The 18,693-nt window shown below is 72.1% G+C and carries 22 protein-coding genes; 8 read left to right on the top strand and 14 right to left on the bottom strand.

All coding sequences use genetic code 11. From position 1 onward, the window contains the following. Window positions 1-91: 91 nt before the first annotated feature. Window positions 92-1,420, top strand: coding sequence for a PP2C family protein-serine/threonine phosphatase (locus tag OIE69_RS36405; RefSeq protein WP_326578979.1), 1,329 nt, complete (start codon window positions 92-94; stop codon window positions 1,418-1,420). Window positions 1,421-1,480: 60 nt separating this feature from the next. Here OIE69_RS36405 and OIE69_RS36400 read toward each other — a convergent pair whose 3' ends face one another. The 5 genes from OIE69_RS36400 to OIE69_RS36380 form a co-directional block, all read right to left on the bottom strand. After that, on the bottom strand, window positions 1,481-2,089 hold the full coding sequence (locus OIE69_RS36400) for an alkaline shock response membrane anchor protein AmaP (protein ID WP_326578977.1): 609 nt from the start codon (window positions 2,087-2,089) through the stop codon (window positions 1,481-1,483). A 20-nt stretch (window positions 2,090-2,109) separates the two neighbouring features. After that, the gene (locus OIE69_RS36395; protein ID WP_326578974.1) at window positions 2,110-2,598 is read right to left on the bottom strand and encodes a DUF6286 domain-containing protein; all 489 of its coding nucleotides are present in this window, start codon (window positions 2,596-2,598) and stop codon (window positions 2,110-2,112) included. Window positions 2,599-2,856: 258 nt separating this feature from the next. Further along, entirely contained in the window at window positions 2,857-3,150 is a 294-nt protein-coding gene (locus OIE69_RS36390; protein WP_326578972.1) for an Asp23/Gls24 family envelope stress response protein, read from the bottom strand. A 116-nt stretch (window positions 3,151-3,266) separates the two neighbouring features. Beyond that, a complete protein-coding gene (locus OIE69_RS36385; protein WP_326578970.1) occupies window positions 3,267-3,458 on the bottom strand; it encodes a hypothetical protein in 192 nt (63 codons plus the stop codon). A 71-nt stretch (window positions 3,459-3,529) separates the two neighbouring features. Beyond that, entirely contained in the window at window positions 3,530-4,024 is a 495-nt protein-coding gene (locus OIE69_RS36380) for an Asp23/Gls24 family envelope stress response protein (protein ID WP_326578968.1), read from the bottom strand. Between the two features lie 151 nt (window positions 4,025-4,175). Between OIE69_RS36380 and OIE69_RS36375 the strand changes: the two genes are divergently transcribed. From OIE69_RS36375 to OIE69_RS36365, 3 genes are all read left to right on the top strand, one after another. Further along, window positions 4,176-4,808 carry an RNA polymerase sigma factor gene (locus tag OIE69_RS36375; protein WP_326578966.1) on the top strand — a complete coding sequence of 211 codons (633 nt, stop codon included), beginning with the start codon at window positions 4,176-4,178 and terminating at the stop codon, window positions 4,806-4,808. Beyond that, on the top strand, window positions 4,799-5,458 hold the full coding sequence (locus OIE69_RS36370; RefSeq protein ID WP_326578964.1) for an Asp23/Gls24 family envelope stress response protein: 660 nt from the start codon (window positions 4,799-4,801) through the stop codon (window positions 5,456-5,458). Before OIE69_RS36375 ends, OIE69_RS36370 begins: the two co-directional genes overlap by 10 nt. A gap of 218 nt (window positions 5,459-5,676) precedes the next feature. Further along, complete coding sequence (locus OIE69_RS36365; protein WP_326578962.1) at window positions 5,677-5,826, top strand: hypothetical protein; 150 nt, start codon at window positions 5,677-5,679, stop codon at window positions 5,824-5,826. A gap of 153 nt (window positions 5,827-5,979) precedes the next feature. Here OIE69_RS36365 and OIE69_RS36360 read toward each other — a convergent pair whose 3' ends face one another. Both OIE69_RS36360 and OIE69_RS36350 read right to left on the bottom strand, forming a co-directional pair. Next, entirely contained in the window at window positions 5,980-6,381 is a 402-nt protein-coding gene (locus OIE69_RS36360) for a hypothetical protein (RefSeq protein WP_326578960.1), read from the bottom strand. 410 nt (window positions 6,382-6,791) lie between these two features. Then, complete coding sequence (locus OIE69_RS36350) at window positions 6,792-7,835, bottom strand: iron-containing redox enzyme family protein (protein ID WP_326578958.1); 1,044 nt, start codon at window positions 7,833-7,835, stop codon at window positions 6,792-6,794. A gap of 173 nt (window positions 7,836-8,008) precedes the next feature. On the opposite strand from OIE69_RS36350, the gene OIE69_RS44840 reads away from it, so the two are divergent. After that, window positions 8,009-8,551 carry an HAD family hydrolase gene (locus OIE69_RS44840; RefSeq protein ID WP_392567609.1) on the top strand — a complete coding sequence of 181 codons (543 nt, stop codon included), beginning with the start codon at window positions 8,009-8,011 and terminating at the stop codon, window positions 8,549-8,551. 121 nt (window positions 8,552-8,672) lie between these two features. Here the strand turns inward: OIE69_RS44840 and OIE69_RS36340 are convergent, their stop codons facing one another. The 5 genes from OIE69_RS36340 to OIE69_RS36320 all read right to left on the bottom strand — a co-directional run bounded on the left by OIE69_RS36340 (window position 8,673) and on the right by OIE69_RS36320 (window position 13,970). Beyond that, complete coding sequence (locus OIE69_RS36340; protein ID WP_326581511.1) at window positions 8,673-9,530, bottom strand: endonuclease/exonuclease/phosphatase family protein; 858 nt, start codon at window positions 9,528-9,530, stop codon at window positions 8,673-8,675. Window positions 9,531-9,666: 136 nt separating this feature from the next. Next, the gene (locus OIE69_RS36335; protein ID WP_326578956.1) at window positions 9,667-10,764 is read right to left on the bottom strand and encodes a D-alanyl-D-alanine carboxypeptidase family protein; all 1,098 of its coding nucleotides are present in this window, start codon (window positions 10,762-10,764) and stop codon (window positions 9,667-9,669) included. A 183-nt stretch (window positions 10,765-10,947) separates the two neighbouring features. Further along, on the bottom strand, window positions 10,948-12,210 hold the full coding sequence (locus tag OIE69_RS36330) for a sensor histidine kinase (RefSeq protein WP_326578953.1): 1,263 nt from the start codon (window positions 12,208-12,210) through the stop codon (window positions 10,948-10,950). 1 nt (window position 12,211) lies between these two features. Beyond that, window positions 12,212-12,949 carry a two-component system response regulator CseB gene (cseB, locus tag OIE69_RS36325; protein WP_326578951.1) on the bottom strand — a complete coding sequence of 246 codons (738 nt, stop codon included), beginning with the start codon at window positions 12,947-12,949 and terminating at the stop codon, window positions 12,212-12,214. A 160-nt stretch (window positions 12,950-13,109) separates the two neighbouring features. After that, window positions 13,110-13,970, bottom strand: a complete 861-nt coding sequence (locus OIE69_RS36320; RefSeq protein ID WP_326578949.1) for a DUF3152 domain-containing protein — start codon at window positions 13,968-13,970, stop codon at window positions 13,110-13,112. A 193-nt stretch (window positions 13,971-14,163) separates the two neighbouring features. Here OIE69_RS36320 and OIE69_RS36315 point away from each other — a divergent pair, with 193 nt between their 5' ends. From OIE69_RS36315 to OIE69_RS36305, 3 genes are read left to right on the top strand one after another with little or no spacing between them, the layout of a single operon-like run. After that, a complete protein-coding gene (locus OIE69_RS36315) occupies window positions 14,164-14,853 on the top strand; it encodes a response regulator transcription factor (protein WP_326578947.1) in 690 nt (229 codons plus the stop codon). Next, entirely contained in the window at window positions 14,850-16,469 is a 1,620-nt protein-coding gene (locus OIE69_RS36310; protein ID WP_326578946.1) for a sensor histidine kinase, read from the top strand. The genes OIE69_RS36315 and OIE69_RS36310 overlap by 4 nt, the downstream gene beginning before the upstream one ends. Further along, on the top strand, window positions 16,466-17,062 hold the full coding sequence (locus OIE69_RS36305) for a cyclic nucleotide-binding domain-containing protein (RefSeq protein WP_326578944.1): 597 nt from the start codon (window positions 16,466-16,468) through the stop codon (window positions 17,060-17,062). Before OIE69_RS36310 ends, OIE69_RS36305 begins: the two co-directional genes overlap by 4 nt. A 48-nt stretch (window positions 17,063-17,110) precedes the next feature. On the opposite strand, the gene OIE69_RS36300 is transcribed toward OIE69_RS36305, so the two are convergent. Then, the gene (locus OIE69_RS36300) at window positions 17,111-18,118 is read right to left on the bottom strand and encodes a CU044_5270 family protein (protein ID WP_326578942.1); all 1,008 of its coding nucleotides are present in this window, start codon (window positions 18,116-18,118) and stop codon (window positions 17,111-17,113) included. Further along, a complete protein-coding gene (locus tag OIE69_RS36295) occupies window positions 18,111-18,680 on the bottom strand; it encodes an RNA polymerase sigma factor (RefSeq protein WP_326578941.1) in 570 nt (189 codons plus the stop codon). The genes OIE69_RS36300 and OIE69_RS36295 overlap by 8 nt, the downstream gene beginning before the upstream one ends. Window positions 18,681-18,693 lie beyond the last annotated feature (13 nt).

Here is an 18,693-nt window from a genome sequence, read left to right as displayed (position 1 = left end):
GGTTGTCGTGTGGCAGACGATTACATGCCGGTCTGCGAGTAATCGAATACTGTCGGATGTGTCGGAGGCGGCCATGGGGGCACGGAGACGCTTGTCTGAGGGCCTTGCGATCCCAGGCGAGACGCGGCTCGACGGCCTGCCCACGGCACTGTCCGATCGACGGCGGCTGGCCGCGGTGGAGGCGACGGGGTTGCTGGACACCGGCCCCGAGGCGGCATTCGACGACCTGGCCCAGCTCGCGGCCTCGGTGACCGGTTGCGCGCGGGCATTCATCACACTGGTCGACGAGCGTCGATCGTTCTGGAAGTCCTGCATCGGTGTGGACGCCGGGGAGGTGGCCATGGCGGAGCGGCAGAACCCCGTAGGGGAGGGTTTCTGCCCCTTCGTGGTCAGCGGGCACGGGGAGCCGTTCGTGGTCGCGGACGCCGCTGCCGACGCCCGCACGAGCAGCCATCCCGCGGTCACGCGGATGAAGATCGGAGCCTGGGCCGGGTACCCGATCGTCGCCGCGGGCGGAGAGGTACTCGGCACCATGAGCGTGGTCGATGAGAATCCGCACGCCTGGCAGCCCGAGGAACTGGCCGAACTGGCGACGATTGCCCGCGCGGCCAGTAACGAGATCAACCTGCGCACCTCGCTGGCCATCGCCCAGGACGCCCTGGAGACCGCCAGCACACTGGCCCGCAGCCTCCAGGACAGCCTGCTGCCCCCGGTACTGCAGAAGGTCCCCGGCTTGGAGACGGCCGCCTCGTACTTGCCGGCGGCCGGTGGCAGCACGGTGGTGGGCGACTTCTACGACCTTTTCCAGGCCAAGGGGCCTTGGTGGTGCACCGTGATGGGCGACGTGTGCGGGAAGGGCACCGAAGCGGCCAAGGTCACCGCCCTGGCCCGCTACACCCTGCGCGCCGAGGCCACCCAGCACAAGTCCCCCGCCTCAGTGCTCGATCACCTCAACTCCGCACTCATGGAGCAGCGCCAGGGAGAGCGGTTCCTGACCGCCGTCTACGCCACCTTCCGCACCACAGCCGCGGGCATCGCGGGGCGGCTGTGTACCGCGGGACACCCACCGGCGCTGATCCGCCGCGCCGACGGCCGTATCCAGGAGGTCGGCCGGTCCGGAAGCCTGCTGGGCATCCTCGCAGACGTCAGGCTCACCGACGTCCCGTTCCGGCTCGCCCCTGGCGACGCCCTGCTGCTCTACACCGACGGCGCCACCGAGGCCCGCGCCCGTCGCACCGCCTCGTCCGGCGCCCGGCCGCAGTTCGGCGAAGACGCCCTGGCCGCCGCCTTCGCCGGCTGCCGGGGAATGGATGCGCTGGGCATCGTCACCCACCTCGGCGACCTCATCGCCGAGCACACTGGCGACTGGGCCAGCGACGACACCGCTCTCCTCGCCCTGCGCGTCCCCCCGCGCCCCTGACGAGCGTGGGAGACCCGGCGCGGCCTTGCCAGTGCCCCCGCTGCGCCCGATGACGGCGCCCTATTCGACGCGGCGAGCCTTGTGCCCGCCGACGTCGAAGCGCGCCCGGATGGGCAGTTCGCTCAACCCGGTGCTTTCGCGTGCGTGCGCCACGGGGCCGTGGCACAGTGCCTGCAGGACCGGGGCGGGTGTCGCGTGATCCGTCAGCGTGACAGCCAGGTCGAGCCGGGGGTGCACCGGGCGTCCGGCCATATGGGCGCCCGCCCGCCCGACGCCGGGCAGAGCGGTTGCTTCGGCGGCCACGGCGTCGCTGAGGGCGCGACCCCGCAGTTCGACACCGTCGGGCGGTGGCGTTCCGCCCAGGTGCACCGAGGCGGGACGTTGGCGAGTGAACTGGGCGAGCAGCCACAGGAGGGCCAGGACGGTCACCAGGGTGAGGCCGGCGATGACGGCGGGCCACCACCACCAGCCCTGGTCGCTCCAGCGGATCCGGTCGGCGTTGCTGAGCAGCACTTCGTTGTGCGAGGTCAGCGGCCAGCCTGCGGGCGGAACCACATGAAGCCGACGGTAGAGGTCGAGAGCTGCGGTGAGGACCAGCAGCCCGCCACCCAGCAACACCAGGCCGCTGATGGCGAGGAGGAGGCGGTTGAGCGTGGATCGGCCGTTCATGGCGCGCTCCCGGGGCGGGGTCAACGGGTGTGGTGTCGGAGGCGGATCGCCAGGCGTGGGGCATGTGCCAGAGCGAGTTCGCGGCACTGCTCCTGCAAGGCCTGAGTCAGGTCGTCGTGGACGGTCGCCGGGTCGCGGAAGCGGACCTCCGCTCGGGCGATCACGCGCCGGCGTCCGACCCGGACCTTGGCTCGGCCTACGCCGGAGACCCGCATCGCGGTATCGCGCAACACCAGTTCGGCTCCCCGACGGTCCAGCCAGGCACGCAGTCCCGCACAGCCGTCGGGTGCCCGCAGCGGCAGCAGTCGGCGCAGGCCGGGGGTGAGCGCGAGGAAGAGCAACCACAGGCCGAGGACGACGGCGACGGCCGCGCCGATCAGCATCCACAGGTCGTCAACCGGGCGACTGGCCAACTCGTCGGCGAGGCCGGTGCGCCAAGCCCCGGCGCGCTGTCCGGCACGCACCGCGATCACGTCGTACAGCGTCACCCCGAAGGCGCAGAGTGCCACCAGAGCCACCACGGCGGCCGGAATGCGGCGTGCCGACCACAGGCGAGGTGACCTCGCCCCAAGGCCGTCGCCCGCCGGCGACCTCGCGTCGGGATCGCGGATGCCGGGCCGGCCCGAGACTGCGGCCCCTTCACTCTCGGGTGGCGCTTCATGGCGACCGGGCGGTGCGATACCGGATGGGAGAGACATGGGGGCTCCTTGCTCCTTGGTCGGTGCGTGACGATCGGCTGGTCCACGGCGACGCTCAGGCGGCGGGGGTCATCGAACCCGGTCCGGTCCGCCGACAGTGGCCAGGCGCCGAATCGTCAGCGTGACGTCACGGACGTCCAGACCGGTCAGTTGGGCCACCCGCTCGGCGACCTCGCGCTGCAGTTGCCGGCAGGTGACGGCGATATCGGCGGGGTACGGAAGGTCCACCGTCAGCGCCAGTTGTGCGGTCTCTCCGTACGTGGTCACGCGAGCCCCCGGTGCGGCCAGATCCGTGCGCTGATGCCTCGGGCCGAGGTGCCGGCGCAGCGCCGTACCGGCGACCCGGACGGCGATGCGGGCCACGACCCGGTCGGGTATCACCGTCGCGCCACGTGCGGCAGGCGCCACACGGCCGTCGACGTCGTCCGCATGCCCACCAGGGGGACGGGCGGCCGGTCCTACGGCCCGGGCGGAGGTGTTCACCGTGTCCGCCGAGCGGACGTGTCCCGCTGCCGCCGGGTGAACACGTCGGCGTCGCCTTGCAGGACGAGACCGACGCCCAACCCCACGGCGCCCAGGACCGCTACCAGGAGGAAGGCCCAGAACCCGCCGAAGTAGCCGGCGAATCCCAGTGCCATTCCGGCTGCCAGACCCACTGTCGCTGTGTTCATGATTCACTCACCTGTCCCGCACCCACGTGTGCCGCGGCCTTCGTGCCCGCTGGAAGGCGCACTGACGGAGGTCATCGGACGCGGCCCTCGTCCGGCTCGGTTACGCCTTCCTCTTCCTCGTCGGGCAGCTTCACGTCGTCGACGACGAGGTTCACCTCGACGACCTCGAGGCCGGTCATGCGTTCCACGGCGGAGATGACGCTGACGCGGACCTCTGCTGCCACGTCGGGGATCGCGTAGCCGTACTCGACGACGACATCGAGGTCCAGCGCGGCCTGGCTCTCGCCCACCTCGACCTTCACCCCGCGGCTGACGCTGCCGGTCCCGCCGCCGGGGACGCGTTCGCGCATCGCGCCCATGGCCCGGGCCATGCCCGCGCCGAGGCTGTGGATCCCGGGGACCTCACGGGCGGCGGTTCCCGCGATCTTGGCCACGACGCCGTCGGCGATGGTGGTCTGGCCCCGCGTTTCGGGGGAGGTGTTCGCCCCGGTCGGCCCCTTCAACATCGTCCCGGTCCCGGCGGAGCCGTCCTGTCCGGTGAAGGGACGGTCGGTGGTGTCCGTCATGGCAGTCGCCTCGATCAGTTGCTGCGGGCACCGTACGGGGCCCGTCACAGAGTTGGACACATCCGGGAGGCAATTCGTCATGCACATCCGCGAACCGGCATCACATGCCTGAAGCCGGGCATGCGTAACACCGCAGGGAGGAGGCGCGGTCATGACGCACAGCGTCGGCACTTCCCCACGCCGAGCAACCGCTCCCGGTACGTCCACGGGCCCCGTTCTCCGGGGCCTGGCCGACGGCCTGCCGTCCGCGTCGGACGATCTGCTGGCGACCCGGGCCGGCGAAGGAGACGAAGAGGCCTTCGCGATCCTGGTGCGGCGCCACAGCCGCCCTCTGCTGGCACTGGCCTTCCACACGCTGGGGAACCTGCAGGACGCCGAGGACGCCGTCCAGGACGCTTTCATCAGCGCCTGGTGGCGCCTGCCCGATTTCCGTCACGGCTCGGCGTTCAGGACCTGGATGTACCGCATCACCGTCAACCGCTGCCTGAATTCCCTGCGCCACCGCCCGGCCCCGGTACCGTTGAACTGGGTGACCGAACCCGCCGCCCCTGGTATGCGGAGCTCGCCGGCGCGGGCGGCCGAACAGGACGCCCTCACCGACGCTCTGGCCGGCGCGCTCGGCGCCCTGGAACCGCAGCAGCGCATCTGCTGGATCCTTCGGGAACTGCAGGGGCTTCCTTACGCGCAAATCGCCCACGCCACCGGTACCACCGAGCAAACGGTCCGCGGGCGACTGTACCGAGCACGACGAACCCTGAAGGAGGCGCTGGGCCCATGGCGCTAGACGACCATCCCCCCCGGCCTCCGGCGGACGGCTGCGCTCTCGACGAGGTCCGCCGTCACACCGGCGACGAAGTGCTCACCTGCGGGCGCACGCTCAGTCACGCCTGGGATCAGGCCAGGGACGTCGGTCCGCCCGTGGACCCCCACCTCGCCGAGTGCCCGTACTGCCGCGATGCCGTGGACGGACTGGCCGCACTGGGCAGGGCGACGCAGGCGCTGCGGGAGCAGGAACCACCCGGCACACAGCGCCTCATCTCCCGCGTCATGGACATCGTCCGGAAAGAGGTACGGCTGGGGCCGATGCTGCCACTGGGCGACCCCACTCGCACTTTGCTGATCGCCGGGCGCACCGCGGCCGGCGTGCTGCGCAGCGCGGCTGACTCGGTACTCGGCGTCACGACCGCCAGTTGCCGTCTGACCCGAGCCGACGAGCGGACGGGCATACGCGTGAGCATCACTCTGGCCGCCGCTTTGAACCGCCCTCTGCCTGAGACGGCCGCACTGGTGCGCCGCGCGGTACGAGACGCCGCCGACGACGCACTGGGGCTGTTGGCGGCCGCGGTGGACGTCACGGTGATCGACGTACACCACGCAGCATGGTCGCCGAGCACGCCGGAGCCCGCGCACGGCGGCCCGGGGGCCACCGCATGACGGGCTGCGATCCCGCCGACCTTCGCCGGAGCGCCGCTGAGGCCGCCCTCGGGATCGACGGGGTACTCGGCTTGCAGCCCACTCTCGCCAGCCGTCTCGCGCGAGCCGCTTCACGCCCGGTTCAGGGAACGGCGGACAACAGGGCCTCCCCGCTGTCGGGCGTCCGCGTCGCGCGTTGCCCGGACGGCTCGGGCTGGCAGGTGGAGATACGTTGCGTCGTGGCCGAGGGCCACCGGGCCGTGGAGGTCGCCCGAGCGGTCCACGACCGGGCCCGGGCCTCACTCATGCCGCTCGTCACGGCCCACGAGACCGGTAACACCCTCACCGTGACCGTCACCATCACCCGGATCGTACGGACACCGGCGTGATCCGGTCCGGAGGGCGGCGGTCGCCGACGGACTCCCCCAGGACGCGCCCCGTTCCCGGCGGAACGCGAACCCGCACCCCGTCGCGTGGATGATCGCGGTTCGGGGTCGACGGGCCCGCGTCCGTCGCCGTGACACCGAAACAGCTCCGAGAGCCTACGGATTCGTCTCCCTCCTCCCTCGCGAAGGACCGCCAGACGGCTCCTGCGGGTCCACCGCGGTGGATTCCGAGGCTTCTTCGGTCCCGCTGGGACGCCCCGAGGGGCCCCGCGGTCCCGTGTCCTGGATACCCCTCTTGCCGGACTTCCCAGACCGCTCCTCACCACTGCGGGAGACGTCTTCCACGGGTGAGCCCTGCAACGAGTCCTCTATGTCCTGCTGACTCGGCTCGCGGTTCTTCCCGCCCGGCGCGTAGGTGTCCGGATGGAAGGAGCGATGCGCGCTCGGGTTCTCCTCCTGGTGGGTCGCGTCCACGTCCTGCGCCCATCCGTGCTGGTCATCGCCCTTGAACCGGCTCGTTTCCTCGCCCTGCCGGCCTTCACTGCGCTTCTTCTCCATGACAGCCTTCCTTCATCAACCCCCGAGGAGCGATATGCCCTATTCGAGCCCATGCCCAGTATTCGAGACTCAAACGGGAAGACATGCGGTCTGTGCGCCGCATCCGGCGGAGCAGCGACGACGGAATGCTGCCGACCGGGACCTCTGGGGCTGACGTGTCAGGCTCAAGAGTTCACCCCATGTGACATGGGGCGTGGCATACGCGGAAAGCCGCTGCTGCGGGGGGCTGCCGGGGAGGCATTGCGGGTCGACCCCGAAGGGTGCCGACATCACCTTGCGTGACGTCGAAGCTCACCTTCTGGACCTCCTGGAACTCGCGGAAGCCCTGGGTGGCGATGTTCGGGTGGCGGACAGAGACGCCAGCGCCGCCGCCGGCGCAAATCCTCCACGTCGGGACGGTGATCGGCCCCTCAGCGCGGGCCAGGACACCTGCGAACCGATTCGCGCAGCGACGAGCGTCCGTCGCGCCACGCGTCCAGCAGACGGTTTTCCAGGCGCCGGTCCAGGAGCCCGGCGGCCCGGATCCCGAACACGACGTCCGGCGTGAGGCCGGGCTCACGCGTGATCAGGTCACCGACGACGTCGCGGCGCATGACTTGCTCGTGCACGGCGTCGGCCTCGATGTGCTCGCTGTAGAAGTGCCGGCACGCGGGACCTCCGCCGAGGCGGTCTACGGCCTGCACCAGTCGGCGGGCGCTCGGCGCGGTGGTGATCTCCCCCGCGGCGAAGTGACCGACGAGTGCGCCACGCAAGCGGCGGTGCAGGCCCAGGTGGGACATCAGGTTCACGGTGGCCAAGGTGGCCGCCGGGACGTTGTCCACGTAGTGCCCGTACGCCGGGTCGAGGTCCGCGTCGCTCATCAGGTCGGCGAAGAGCTGCGCGTGGACGCGCTCGCCACGTCCGGCGCCGAATTCGTCGTACTCGACGGCGACGAGCGCGGCCTTGGCCCGGCCGGTCAGTCGCGGGATGACCCACGCCTGCGGATCCGCTTCTTTGAGTTGGTACACCGACCGGTGGACGAAGTACTCGCGCATCTGCTCCCAGGTGCCGTCCTCCCGCAGGTGGCGTGACACGCTCACGGCGTCTGTGTGCTCGGTCAGCAGGGCGTCGAGTTCCGCGTCGAGCGCGACTCGGTCGTCGGCTCCGCACGTGTCCGCGCGCAGCGCGGTTTCGAAGGCGGCCTCCATGGCCGCACGAAGCCGCAACAGGTCGGCGTCCCACTCCCACATGGGGTCGACCCCCGCGAGTCCGCGGTAGTGCAGCTCGTAGCAGACGTGCAGGGCGAGCTGGAGGTCTTCGCCGTACGGATCGGCGTGCTCCGAGACGGCAGCCGGCTCGGGCAACGGCGACGGGGGCGGCCCGGCGGTCAGCGCGCTCAGGACCGCTGCGGACAGCGGCCCACGCGCGGCAGGGGCCGCGGGTTCGTGGCTCGGATCGAGGGCAACGGTCACCATCGTCTCCCTCCGCGGGTCGGATCACGGGTCACCTGCCCAGGGCTCCGCTCCCCATGCGCCGGGTACCGGCGGGGTTGCGGCCGCGGAGCAGGCGGTGCGCGTCTGTCCGCGGAGGTCTCGGGTAGCGGCTCTGACGTGAACCACTCCGGTAGCCGGGCGGAAGGAGGGGCCATATGAGGGGCCGATGTCGAGCGCGCCGCGCTGTTCGACATGGGCGGCACTCTCGTCGAAGGGGCGCGACCGTACCGAGGACGACACGATCAGCGACGCCCACAAGGCGCTGTACGGCGCCTACGGCCCCACGCCGGCCCTCTGGACGGTGCCGCCGACCTGCTGCGCGCGGTGGCCCCCGGGGCTTCCGGATCGTCCTGGCCACCTCGGCCGACGGCAGGGAACTCGCCGTGATGCGGGCCGCCCTCGACGCCGACGACGTCATCGCGGACGCCACCGGCAAGGACGACGTCTCCGCGAGCAGACGCGCGCCCGACCCGGTCGCGCGGGCCCTGGAACAGGCGGGCGTACCCGCGGACCAGGCTGTGTCTGTGGGAGACACGGTGTGGGCCATCGAGGCCGCCGGGAAGGCGGGGGTGCCCTGCGTGGCGCTCCTGTCCGGTGGCATCGGCCGCGCCGAACCGGAGAAGGCGGGGGCCGCCGCGGCGCACCGCGACCCACACGACACGCTGGCCTCCCTCGACAGCGGCCCCATATGGCAATGACCTCTCATCGGTTCCCGTCCACCCGGCCACGGTCGCCCTGACGGTCTCCGACGTGGCCAGGACGATCCGGCTCCCCGTACCGGGTGGCGACAAGGCCGTGCGCGTCGGGTTGACACGTCCCCTACAGCCGGACCGATGCCGCGACCGGCAGATGGTCGCTGCCGGTGGACGGCAGGGTCCAGGCCGACCGGGGTTCCATGCCGCGCACCAGGATGTGGTCGATCCGGGCCACGGGAAAGGACGCCGGCCAGCTCAGACCGAAGCCGGCGCCCGACTCGGCCTGGACCGAGCGCAGTTGCGAGGTGACCGCGGACAGGGCCCCGTCGTCCGTGGTGCCGTTGAAGTCGCCCATGAGCAGGGCGCGCGGCAGGGGTTCGGCGCGCAGGGCAGTGGCCAGGGCGCGCGCGGCGGTGTCCCGCCCGCCCGTGCCGAAGCCGTACAGCGGTGTGAGCCGGACGGACAGCAGGTGGGCGACATAGACGGCGACGGGCCCCTCGGGGGTGCGGACGGTGGCACGCAGGGCGCGCGGCCACGGCGCGATGTCGACCGTCCGGGCGTCGTCGAGCGGGTAGCGGCTCCACAGGCCGACCGTGCCCTGCACCGAGTGGTAGGGGTGGTCGGCGCGCAGCACGGCGCCGTACGCCGGTGCGTTGTCGCCCAGTTCCTCGATGGCCACCAGGTCGGCCCCGGAGGCCGCCAGGGCACGGGCGGTGCGCGCCGGGTCCGGGTTCTCCTCGTTGGCGTTGTGCGTCACCACGGTCAGGTCACCGCCGGACGCCCGTTTGTCGGCCAGTGTGCCGCCGAAGAGCGAGCACCAGACGACGGCGGGCAGCAGTACGGCGACGGCTGCGGTCGCCGAGCGCCGCAGCAGCGCGCAGAGCAGCAGGAGCGGGACGGCCACGCCGGTCCAGGACAGGAAGGTCTCGACGAGGCTGCCGAGGTGGCCTGCCCCGTCGGGGATGTGGGCGTGGCCGAGCATCACCAGTGCGGCCGCCGCCGCGAGGGCGGCGGGGAGGCGTCCCCGTCGCCAGATGCCGGGGCACCTGGCGGGAAGTGGTTCGCGAGCGGGTTCCGGCGGGGCGCCGGGAGTGCGCAGGAGCGTGGTCACGGCCGGCTCACCGGTCCCCGGACAGGGCGGCGGCCGCGGACGCGGTTCCGGTTCCGGCCACCCAGCGGCGTACGCCCTCCACCAGGGTGTGGCCGGCACCCAGGGCGGCGTTCAGGCTCTCCTGCGGGCTGGTGCCGGGACGCTGGTGGAGGACGACACCGAGGGCGAGATGGCCGTGTCCGTGGCGGTCGGGGGCGGTGGCCGCCCACATCAGGGCGCCGCCGGCGGGGGTGCTGGAGCCGGTCTTGAGCCCGATCACACCGGACGTGCCGAGCAGGGTGTTGGTGTTGAGGACGGAGCCGGGCACTCCGGGCACCGTGGTGCTGGGCTGGGCGACGACGGCTCTGAACACCGGGTCGCGCATGACCTGCCGGGCCAGCTTGAGCTGGTCGCCGGAGGTGCTGGTGGTCGTGGACTCGATGCCGCTGGCCCCGGTGTAGGTGGTCCGGTCCATGCCGAGTTCCTCGGCGGCCCTGTTCATCTTGGCGACGAACGCCTCCTGCGAGCCAGCGTCCCAACGGGCCAGCAGCCGGGCGACGTTGTTGCCGGACGGGATCAGCATCAGTTCCAGCAGGCGCCGTTCGTCCAGCCGCTGCCCCGGCCGCAGCGGCACGGTTGACTCCACACCGGACACGGACTCGTCCGCGGCCTGCTGGTCGACGGTGATCCGGGGGCCGGACGCACCGGTGCGCAGCGGCCGGTCGCGCAGGATCACGTACGCGGTCATCACCTTGGTGACGCTGGCGATCGGCACCGGGTTCTGCGCGCCCCGGTCGCCGAGGTCACCGCGGTCACCGAGCCCCTCCACCAGCACGCTGGCCTGCCCCTGGTGGGGCCAGGGCAGCGACACCGGAGGGCGGTGCTCCGGCCGTCCGTCGTGGTGGCCGCTCCTCCCGGACGCACCGTCCGTGTCACCGCCGTCGCCCGTGAGGACGACCAGCGCGCCCAGGGCGATCAGGGTGACCAGGGCGGCGGCACCGGCCGCGACCGGCACGGGGACACGCCGGGGACGGCGTGGACCGCTCGGCGGATTCCACGGTCCGGCGAGCAGCGGCTGCTGCGAACGCTCTGTGTCGGGCTCGACGGATTCGGGGACCGGGCGCATGGACGGGGCACCTCCACGGGGTTCACGGCGTGGCTCTCACGCACACCGCCCACCGTGGGGCCCGCCGATGTCGGCCCGGCCGTGACCGTGCCTCCACCGCCGCTCGGCCGGTCATCCGTCGTGTATCAACGCCGCCGTGGATCAACGCCGCCGTGGATCAACGCGCCCCTGCCCCGTGGTGGCTCAGTCGGCCGCGGGCAGCCGGAGCGTGGCGACGGCTCCGCCGTCGGGGGCGTTGGCGAAGGACAGCGACGCGCCGATGACCCGGGCCTGGCCGAGCGCGATGGTCAGCCCGAGGCCGTGGCCCCGCCCGCGCTCCGACGCCCCGGTGCGGAACCGCTGGGGCCCGTCCGCGAGCAGCTCGCGCGGGAAGCCCGGACCGTGGTCCCGTACGGTCACGGTGGTGCCCGTCACCGCGACCTCGACGGGTGCGCCGCCGTGCCGGTGGGCGTTGAGGACGAGGTTGGCCACGATCCGGTCGACCCGGCGCGGGTCGGTCCTGGCGGACCCGGCGCCGTCCGGGGTGAACCGTGCCGGCAGTCCGGTGCGGGCCAGCGACTCCTCGACGACCTCCGCCAGCGGGACCGGTCTGAGTTCGGCCCGTTCGGCGCCCGCGTCCAGCCGGGAGATCTCCAGCAGGTCCTCCACCAGGACCCGCAGCACACCCACCCGGTCGCGGACGAGGTCGGTGGCCTCCCCCTCGGGCAGCAGCCCGCTCGCGGTGACCAGGCCCATCAGCGGGGTGCGCAGTTCGTGGGCGACGTCGGCGGTGAAGCGCTGCTCGGCGGCCAGGCGCCCGAGCAGGCTGTCGGCCATGGAGTCCACGGTGGCGGAGATCTCGGTGATCTCGTCCCCGCCGCGGCCGCCGCGGCCGTCGGCGGTCCGCGCGGCCAGGTCACCGGCCGCGATGCTGCGCGCGGTCCGCGCCACGCGCCGCAGCCTGCGATGGGGCAGCTCGGCCGCGAGCGCCGTCAGCGGTAGCACGACGCCCAGCGCGAGCACGGAGTACTTCCACATGTGCCGGTCCAGAGCACGACGGGTGAGCAGGTCGGACGTCATGTCGATCGCGATCGCCACCGGCCTGTCCCCGTGCATCCGGGCCGCCCACATCCGCGGGTGGTCGCCGGGCCTGTCGCCGTCGTACCAGGTGGCGTGGCCGGTGCTGGGCCCCGGCCCGTGCCGCAGCCGGTCGAGCAGTTCGGCGGGCATCGCCGCGGGCGAGGTCTCCAGCCCTTGGGGGGACCCGCCCTCGCGCCGGGAGTCCTCCCAGGCGCGGTCCAGCTCCGCCGTGGCCTTGGCGCCGCCGTCGTTCATCGACCGCGCCAGCGTGCTGCGGTGGACCAGCACCCCGACGGTCAGCGCGATCGCACAGCAGGCCACCGCGACGAGCAGCGCGGTCTTCCAGCGCAGCGAACGCCAGTTGAGCAGGTCGCGTACGGTGTCCACCTCAGCGCCGCAACTTGTAGCCGAAACCGCGGACGGTCTCGATGCGTTCGGCGCCGACCTTCTTCCGCAGCCGCTGCACGCAGAGGTCGACCACGCGGCTGTCACCGTCCCAGCCGTAGTCCCACACGTTGCGCAGCAGAGTGTTGCGGTCCAGCACGACCCCGGGGTTCGCGGCGAACTCCAGGAGCAGCCGCAGCTCGGTGGGGGCGAGCGCGACCGGGGCGCCGGCCAGGGACACCTCGAGACCCGCGGTGTCGATCTCCAGGTCGCCGAAGACGAGCCGTCCGGGGTCCTCCGGCCGGGCCTGCGGTCCCGCGGGAGGCGGGCCCGCCTGGGCCGGGACGGGGGTGAAGGTCGCCCGCCGCAGCAGGGAGCGGATCCGGGCCACCAGCACCGCGGTGTCCACGGGCTTGACCACGTAGTCGTCGGCGCCCGCCTCCAGGCCGGAGACCACGTCCAGGGCGTCGCCCCGCGCGGACATCATCAGGATCGGATCCATGCTGGTCTCCCTGACCCTGCGGCACAGCCCGATCCCGTCCAGACCGGGCAGCATCACGTCCAGCAGCAGCAGGTCGTGGCGGCCCTCCCGGAACAGTTCGAGGCCGGTCAGACCGTCGGCGGCCGAGGCGACGCGGTAGCCGTAGCGTTCCAGCGCCATGGTGACCGACCGGCGGATCACCTCGTCGTCCTCGACGAGCAGGACCGCCACGGGCGGCGGGGCGGCCGCCCCCTCTGTCATGGAACCCGACATCTTTTCCCATCGGACGCAGGTACGGGCTCTCAATGATGCGCGAGGCGGATCCGCGTCGGGCATCCGTCGCCGCTCGGCCACGCATCAACCGTGTATCAGCGGGCCCATCACGTCACAGCCGCCCCACCACGACCGGAGGTCCCAGGGTTCACGGCACGTGCGGCCCGGTGACGAACTGACCGTTCCTGTCGTAGGGCCAGGCGTTGGAGACGCACCCGTGCAGGCCCTTGATCTGCTGCATCATCACGGGCGCCAGTCGCCCGGGACCCGCGCACGTCGTGTGCGTGTAGTTCAGGAAGTGCCCCATCTCGTGGTTGATGATCAGCGCCCGGTAGTCGTGGATCGGCCCCTCGAACGTGGGCGAGCCCTTGACCCAGCGCTTGAGGTTGACCACGACCCCGCCCGGGACCTCGCAGTTGTACTCGCCCCGGGTGTCCTGGTGGATGCCCGTCCAGCACAGGGCGTCGGCCGTTCCCGGTGTCGCGATGCTCACGGTGAGGTCGCTGGGCTGTCCGGCGCCGACCAACTGGAACGCGTAGGCCCGGTTGTGGGTCCAGCCGCGGGGGGCGCCGAGTATGTCGGCGATCTCGTCTGCCGCCTGGGCGGGCGAGACGTCGAGGCCGGTCTCGACCCTCACCACGTAGCGGAGCGGCCGCGGTCCGTGCCCGACCTTCTCGCCGCCGGCCCGCGCGGTGACGAACGTGCCGCTGCCCGTCGCGGGGACGTCGATCTCGGTGGGGGTCGGCTTCGGCTTCGGCTTCGGCTTCGGGGGCGGAGTGGGTGTGGGTGTGGGAGTGCGCGAGGGTGTGGGGGTGACGTTCACCACGCTCCGCGGCTGCCGCGCACCGCCCGAGGCGTCGCCGCGCCCGTCGTCCAGGAAGAACGCGGCGGAGCCGAGCAGTCCGCCGACCACCAGCGTGGCGACCAGATAGCCCCTGACCCGGCGGCGCGGACGGCGCCGCCGGCGGCGGGAGGAGCGGTGGCGTCCGGCGCGGTGGGATGAATCCATGGCAGCTCAACCTGGTCATCCGAGATGATCGCCATGAGCTCGAACCATCACGAAACGATAACGAGCGCTCCCCTGGCGCCCCCTGTCGACCGGAGAGCGGCCTCGCATCGCGGGTATGACCCTTCTGTAACAGCTCCCGCGAGCTGCCCTTTCCCGGGACGGTCACCGATCGCGATCTGCTTACACTGGCGAAGTGCCACGAGTCCTGATTGTCGAAGACGACCCAGATGTCCGTAAGGCCGTCCAGTTGGGGCTACGGCACCAGGGGCACGACGTCTTCGCCGCCGGAACGGGTGAGGAGGGACTGGAACAGCTCCGCCCCTTCCGTCCGGACGTCGTCGTGCTCGACCTGATGCTCCCGGGGATGTCCGGCCTCGACGTGTGCCGGCGAATACGGGACCGCGACCAGGTGCCGATCATCATGGTCACCGCCAAGGGCGATGACATCGACGTGGTCGTGGGCCTCGAGGCCGGGGCGGACGATTACGTGGTCAAGCCGGTGCAGGCCCGCGTGCTCGACGCGCGCATACGCGCCGTGCTGCGCCGGCAGGACGCGTCGGTCTCCGACACCCTCCGGCCCAGGGCGGAGTCGCACGGCGAGCTGGTCGTCGACCGGGCCGGGCTCGTGGTGACGCACCGCGGTGAACCCGTCGCACTCGCCCCCTCCGAACTGCGGCTGCTGCTGACCCTGTCGGCCTCGCCCGGACAGGTCTTCAGCCGCCAGCAACTGCTGGAAGCGGTCTGGGAGCACAGCTACTACGGCGACATACGGCTCGTGGACGCCTGCGTGAAGCGGCTGCGCGGCAAGCTCGGTGAACTGGGCGGCGCCCCCCGGTACATCCAGACCGTACGCGGCTTCGGTTACCGCTTCGGTACCGCGTGAGCCGCCGGGGATCCGCACGGGCGCACCGGGCCGTCCGGGACCAGGAGGCCGCGGCGACGGTCGCCGGCGTCCGGGGGCCGAGGTGGACGCGGTTCCACCGGGCGGCCCTGGCGAAGGTCCCGCTCCCGCTGCGGGGGCTGCGCTCCCGCCTGGTCGTGGCGTTCGTCCTGGTGACCATGGCCGGCGCCCTCAGCACCGGAGCCGTCACCTTCCGGGAGGCGCGGACAGGGGTGCTGCAGCAGAGCCAGGACACCGTCATCCGGCAGTTCCGGGCCGGCGTCAACGACCTGGCCGTCAACACCCCCCTGCAGCCGGACCAGTCGGACCTGGAGACCGCGGTGAACCACGTGCTGCGCGCCAACCAGTCCCAGGGGTGGCGGGTACTGGCCACCTACGGCAGCCTCCGCGCCTCCGCGCCGAGTGCCGACTTCGACAAGATCACGCCGGAACTGCGCCGGTCCGTCGCGACCAAACGCGCCGCGGTGTTCCAGCGGGTGGACGACAACGGGCGTCCCTGGCTCGTCGTCGGCATGCCGGTCACCTACACCAGCGGCGAGGGCACGGAGTCCATGCTCTCCGGGCTCGTGATGTACCTGGTCGTACCGCAGGACACCGAACAGGCCTACGTCCAGGCGATGGTCAGCGCCATCGAGCACGCCACCCTGGTGGCCCTGGGCCTCGCCGTCGTCCTGGCGCTGCTCGCCGCGAGCGGTGTGCTCCGTCCCGTACGGGCGTTGCGCGGGGCGACGCGCCGGATGGCCGAGGGGCACCTCGACGTGCGGTTGACCGTCAACGGATCCGACGAACTGGCCGACCTCTCACAGTCCTTCAACCACACCGCGGCCGAGCTGGAGCGGTCGGTCGCGGAACTGCGCCGTATGGAGGCGCAGGCGCGCCGCTTCGTCGCGGACGTCTCCCACGAGCTGCGGACTCCGCTGGCGGCGATGTCGGCGGTCACCGACGTGCTGGACGAGAACGCGCTGCGCCTGGACCGGGAGACCGGCGAGGCGCTGCGGCTGATCAGCGAGGGAACCAGCCGGCTGAGCGTGCTGGTGAACGACCTGATGGAGATCTCCCGCTTCGACGCGGGCGCGGCCGAACTCAACCTGGACGAGATCGACCTGGCCGACTTCGCACAGCACACCCTTGCCGCCCGGGGGTGGCAGGGCCGGGTGGAGACCCATCTGCCCCCACCCGGCGTGCTCCGGGCCCGGGTCGATCCGCGGCGGCTCGACGTGGTGCTCGCCAACCTGGTGGGCAACGCGCTGCGGCACGGGGAACCGCCGGTGCGGCTGGCCATGAGCGTGCGGGAGGATTCCGCGGACGCGGCGTGGGCCGTCATCGAAGTGACCGACAACGGACCGGGGATCGCCGAGGAAGCCATGCCGCACATCTTCGAACGCTTCTACAAGGCGAACAGCACACGGGCCAGGAGCGCGAGCAGCGGGCTGGGCCTGGCCATCACGGCGGAGAACGTGCACCTGCACGGTGGCCGGGTCAGTGCCGCCAACCTGCCCTGGGGCGGCGCGGCGTTCACGGTCGAACTCCCCCTGCACCGCGACTCCGCGGCGGACGACAAGGCCGCCGACGACGACGCCGGCGCGGGTGCCCGGTGAAGCGGACGCGCCTGGCGGCGCTCATGACCGGCCTCGCGGCCGCGCTCACGCTGACGGCCTGCGGGGTCCCCCCTACCGGCGTCATCGAGGCCGGTGAAGCGGCGACCGGCATGTCCTCCCCCGCCCCGCGGACCGCCAAGCTCGTCCTCGTCTCCCTCTATTTCCTGCAGGACGGCAAGCTGAGGGTCTACGCGCGCAAGACGCCCGCCCCCGCGAGCGTCGAGGAAGCCGTCCGCATGCTGTTCGCAGGACCGACCGTCGACGAGAGAGCCACCGTCACCACGGAGCTGCCCCTTCTGAAGAACGGGCCGCAGGTGAAGGCGAAGTCCGACAGCACCGTCTACGTCCTGCTCCCGACGGAAGTCTCGCCACTCAGCCAACCGGCCATGCGGCAGCTGGCGTGCACGGTGTCCAATGCGGACGTGACGCTCGCCGCACTGCCCTCGACAGCCGCTGTCGGCGGCACGGGCGGCGACGCGGAGGAGCCGCCCGTCGCCAAGCCGGGATCCCCGGCACGCACCGTTTACGCGGTGGGGGACGGTTGGTCGAGGACGCAGAGGGCCGACTCGTGCCCCGAGGCCGTCCGGTCGTAGCCCGGACGGCCTCGGCGGGCGGCGACAACCGGGCCGCGGCCCCCTTCGTCACCCGCCTTCGAGGTAGGTGATGTAAAGGACGACGGCGGGGACCCTCACCTTCAGGGCGCCGGCGTCGCTCGTCAGTTGTTCGTCGTACGACAGCAACGTGCCGGTGTGCGGGTCGAACACAAGGGTCTGCAGCTTCGGAAGGCCACCGTAGGCCGTGGCCACGGAGAAGGCGTCCCCCGACCGGCCCGCACGGTCCGTCACGACCCCGCGGTATTCGACACCCCGCGCGGCGCCCACGGCCCGCAGGAGCGCGGCTCGCTGTCGCGGGGAGAAGCTGTTGTCGATGTGGCGCTCGGCAACGGAGTCGAAGAGTTCGCCGGCCCCGTGCGTTTCGTAGCCCGCGCGCAGCCAGCGCCTCATTCCGGCGGCGTCGGACGGCGGTTCACGGCGGCGGGGATCCTCCGGATCGGCTGGGCCTGTCGAGTCCGACTGCTCCTGCGGTTCACTCCCCAGGGAGCCGCCTGCCTCCCAGGTCCTGCGCTGCTCCGTAGTCCGGAACTGCGGTGCCAGCGTACGGACCCGCCACTTCTCCGATCCGTCCGGCTTCTTCCACGTCACCCTCCGCTCGGGGACGATCGCGGACGTCACCTGGATGCCGTCGATGCGGGTCGACAGGGACCAACTGTCCTGTACGAAGCGCTCCGTACCGCCCGCCGGCGAATCGTCCGGCAGCTTCTCGACCTCGCGCGCCAGCGCCTCGAGCACGTGCGCAGCGGGTCTGTCCGGGCGGTGGAGTGTCAGGGGCTCCGGCGTCACCGCATGGGCCGGCTGTGCCGTCGGGCCCGGCATCTGCGGAACGACCACAGCGACGGCCGTTGCCGCGGCCGCGACAGTGACGGCGAGCACCCACTTGCGCTGCCCGAGTCGCCGGGGCTTTGCTGCCCGATCCACGCGTGGGGTCGTCAGGATCCGCTCCAGCAACGCGCTGCGCTCGGATCGGGTCAGCAACTCCGGCCGGCCCGCAACGGGGTCCAGGGCCCGGAAATCATCGTCGGCGTCACGCATCGCGACCACCCCCTGTCCTCTCCGGCAGCATGTTGTCCCGAGTGCCACGTGACAGCGTCCCGGCTTCCCCGGTCGAGGCCACTCGTCGCCGCAGACGCCTCCGCGCACGGTGCAAGCGGACCTGGAACGTGGCCGACGTGCACCCGAGGACCCGAGCCGCGTCCTTCGGAGCCAGTTCCTCCCACAACGCCAGGCGCAGTACCTCCTGGTCGCTCTGGCTCAGGCCGTCGAAGGCCTCCGCGAGGTGGAGCCGATCGGCCACGGCCCCGGCGTGGTCCTCGACATCGCGTCCGGGCTGAGCGGCGAGGACCTGCGTCAGCCCCGCGTGCCGTTGATCGGCCCTGTGAACGTTGGCCAGGGTCCGGCGAGCCACCCCGTACAGCCACGGCAGTGCGTCCGCCACGGGAGCCTCGTCGAACCTGCGCCAGGCGACCAGGAAGACCTCGGCGACCACGTCCCTCGCCCGGTCGGGGTGGATACGACGACGCACATACGCCTCGACCGCAGCGTAGGTCTCCCTGTACACGCGGGTGAAGCGCTGCTCATCGGTTGTTGTGTCCACATCGCCTCCACCC

It is taken from the genome of Actinacidiphila glaucinigra (assembly GCF_035918135.1).
Classification (GTDB): Bacteria; Actinomycetota; Actinomycetes; order Streptomycetales; family Streptomycetaceae; genus Actinacidiphila; species Actinacidiphila glaucinigra.
This window is presented reverse-complemented; position numbering and strand designations above follow the sequence as displayed.